The sequence below is a fragment of the Calyptranema fuscum S582 genome (assembly GCF_055793305.1).
This window is the reverse complement of sequence record NZ_JBSLYH010000115.1, coordinates 1-3184: the sequence shown is the minus strand read 5'-3', so window position 1 is coordinate 3184 and position 3184 is coordinate 1. Positions and strand designations below refer to the sequence as shown.

2 protein-coding genes are annotated in these 3184 nt (G+C 53.0%); both read left to right on the top strand.

From position 1 onward, the window contains the following. Positions 1 to 1288 (top strand): CHAT domain-containing protein (locus ACR6Z4_RS32070; RefSeq protein ID WP_479721377.1); only part of this gene is annotated, 1288 nt, incomplete at its 5' end. Between the two features lie 147 nt (positions 1289 to 1435). Continuing rightward, a partial coding sequence (locus ACR6Z4_RS32065; protein WP_479721376.1) for a tetratricopeptide repeat protein occupies positions 1436 to 3184 on the top strand: 1749 nt, incomplete at its 3' end.

Here is a 3184-nt window from a genome sequence, read left to right as displayed (position 1 = left end):
GCATGACCTCACCCCTGAAGTTTTTCGCAATGAGTCTCAGCGACTCCGCCAAGCGTTAGAGAAAACGCTTGAGCACATCCGTCAGGTTTCTGGTTATGAAGGCTTTCTGGCTCAACCCAATTTTGCAGACATTTGCCAAGCCATTCGTCCCGGCATCCCCTTGATTTATCTGATTCCTACTCCTGCGGGTAGCCTCGCACTTATTGTTAAGAGATCCCCCCCAGCCCCCCTTGAAAAAGGGGAGACCGGAGCCGTTGAGATCACTCCTCTGTGGATGGATGATCTCAATGAAATGCAACTGATTGATTTGCTAAATCAAACCTGGTTTAGTGCTTACAATCAATCCCAAAGCGATCGTCAGGGATGGCATGATGCGATTGAATCTGGCACTCGTCAACTCTGGGAACCGCTGATGGCACCCCTGATCGCCCATTTGAAAGAGCAAAGTTTTCAGCAAGCCACCTTGATTCCGACTGGCTACCTCAGCTTGTTGCCACTTCATGCTGCTTGGGTTAATGATCCAACCATGCCGACTGGCAAACGGTATGCCCTGGATGAGATGACGTTTACCTATGCTCCCAATGCGCGATCGATCAATGCTGCCGTCGAGATTGCGACACGCATTGGGGCAGATGCGATGTTGGCAATTGATAACCCTCTCAACGATCTACCCAACTCCAGTCGTGAAGTGGCAGCGGCTATTGCTACCTTTCCCCAACCTAAAGTTCTAAAGCATGAGCAAGCTACGGTAGCAACGGTGCTGGATGCTTTACCCCACTGCTCTATCCTCCATCTCTCCTGTCACGGCACTGCGAATCTGACTGAACCCCTGACCAGTGGACTGAGCATGAGTGATGGCTTGCTAACCCTGCGAGACTTACTCGATCTGAAGCTGGCGGATCATCAGCGAAGTGGCATTCGGTTGGCGATTTTGTCTGCTTGTGAAACGGGACTCAGCGGCATCGATAACGCCGATGAAGCCATCAGTCTGCCCACAGGGTTACTTCAAGCTGGGGTGGCGGGAGTGGTTGCGTCTCTCTGGTCGGTGTCTGATCTGAGTACGATGATGTTGCTGGTACGCTTCTATGACTATTGGCGAAACGAGACGTTGGAACCAGCGATCGCATTATGCAAGGCACAACAGTGGGTGAGGGATACAACAAGTCAGCAGAAAGCTCAGTACTTTAAGGCGAGTTATCCTGACCTATTTAAATCTCTCATACTGATTGAGCCAAACTACTTTGCCCATCCATTTTATTGGGCAGCATTTAGTTATACGGGGGTGTAGTTGCTGCAAGACAGGGAGGGGCGATCGCCAAAATAGGTTGAGCTGAGAACTTTATTCTCCGGAGAAGTGTCTATCCTTGGTGAATTCATCCTCAGTTGGTGTTTGCTCAGCTCGGTTTACTGATGCCTGAATGTGGAGTGGAATGGTATGGATGAGCAACGGTCACAGGCATACATAACACTGATTGAGCAATTGCTGGGTTGCCCACAGGGACAAGAAGCAGAGCTTTTGCAGGCACATAGAGAACTGATAGATGCGGAACTGCTGGCGGTGATGGGGCAATATGCCGACTGGCTAGAGAGCCAAGGGAACAGGGATGCCGGACGGTTGCGGGGCTTTGCGACGCAGTTGGCAGAGGCGTTGGGACTGGAGGTGACAACACCAACCGGGGCAGAAGCCGCACGTCAGTTTTTGTTAAAAACATTGCAATTGGTAGTAGATAGCCGAGGAAATCCGCAGCAGGTCTATCCAGTGTGGGCGCAGCAGCAAGCCCGATTTAATACAGACTTGTTAGCAGTGTTACCGACCGTTGCCGCACAGCTGTTAGAAGGAGATACAGAATGGCGAACATCCATGGCGGTTGTATTGGTCACGTTTGGCAATCTGATACAGCAATTTCCGTTGGGTAGCCGCTGGCTGAATCTGGAGTTGGGCATTGCGTTCTATCAGCAGTCGTTGCAGGTGATGACGCGCGAGGCGATGCCCGTCGAGTGGGCAATCTCGATGAATAATCTGGCACTTGCTTACTACTCCCGCATCCGAGGCGACCGGGCAGACAACATCGAGGCTGCGATCGACGCTTATCAGCAGTCGTTGCAGGTGATGACGCGCGAGGCGATGCCCGTCGAGTGGGCACAAGCGATGAATAATCTAGCAAACGCTTACTCTGACCGCATCCGAGGCGACCGGGCGGACAACATCGAGGCTGCGATCGACGCTTATCAGCAGTCGTTGCAGGTGATGACGCGCGAGGCGATGCCCGTTGAGTGGGCACAATCGATGAATAATCTGGCAATCGCTTACAAGAACCGCATCCGAGGCAACCAGGTGGACAACATCGAGGCTGCGATCGCGTCCTATCAGCAGGTGTTGCAGGTGATGACACGCGAGGCGATGCCCGTCGAGTGGGCACAATCGATGAATAATCTGGCAACCGCTTACAAGAACCGCATCCGAGGCGACCGGGCGGACAACATCGAGGCTGCGATTGCGTCCTATCAGCAGTCGTTGCAGGTGATGACGCGCGAGGCGATGCCCGTCGAGTGGGCAACATCGATGAATAATCTGGCAACCGCTTACTCTGACCGCATCCGAGGCGACCGGGCGGACAACATCGAGGACGCGATCAATGCCTATGAGCAATCGTTGCAGGTAAGAACCCGTGAGAACCTGCCCGTCGATTGGGCGCAAACGATGATGAATCTGGCGCTCGCTTACTCTGACCGCATTCAGGGCGACCAGGCGCAAAATATTGAGGACGCGATTAATGCCTATGAGCAGGCATTGCAGGTGAGGACACGGGATGCGATGCCCGTCGAGTGGGCGCGAACGATGATGAATCTGGCGCTCGCTTGCAAGAACCGCATTCGGGGCGACCGGGCGCAAAATATTGAGAAGGCGATCAATGCCTATCAAGCCAGCTTGGAAATCTTTACCCCAGAGCTACTTCCCAATGATTGCCGCAGATCAGCCCGCAATTTAGCTAATCTCTATAGCGATCAACAGCGTTGGCAAGAAGCTGTACCCATTTATCACATGGCTCTGGATGCTGCCGAAATGCTTTACCAAAGTGCAAACTTGCTGGACGGTAAAGCGGCTGAACTGGCAGAAACAGACGATTTGCCGCGTCGTGCTGCTTATGCTCTGGTGCGTGTGGGTAAGCTTCAACAAGCAGTT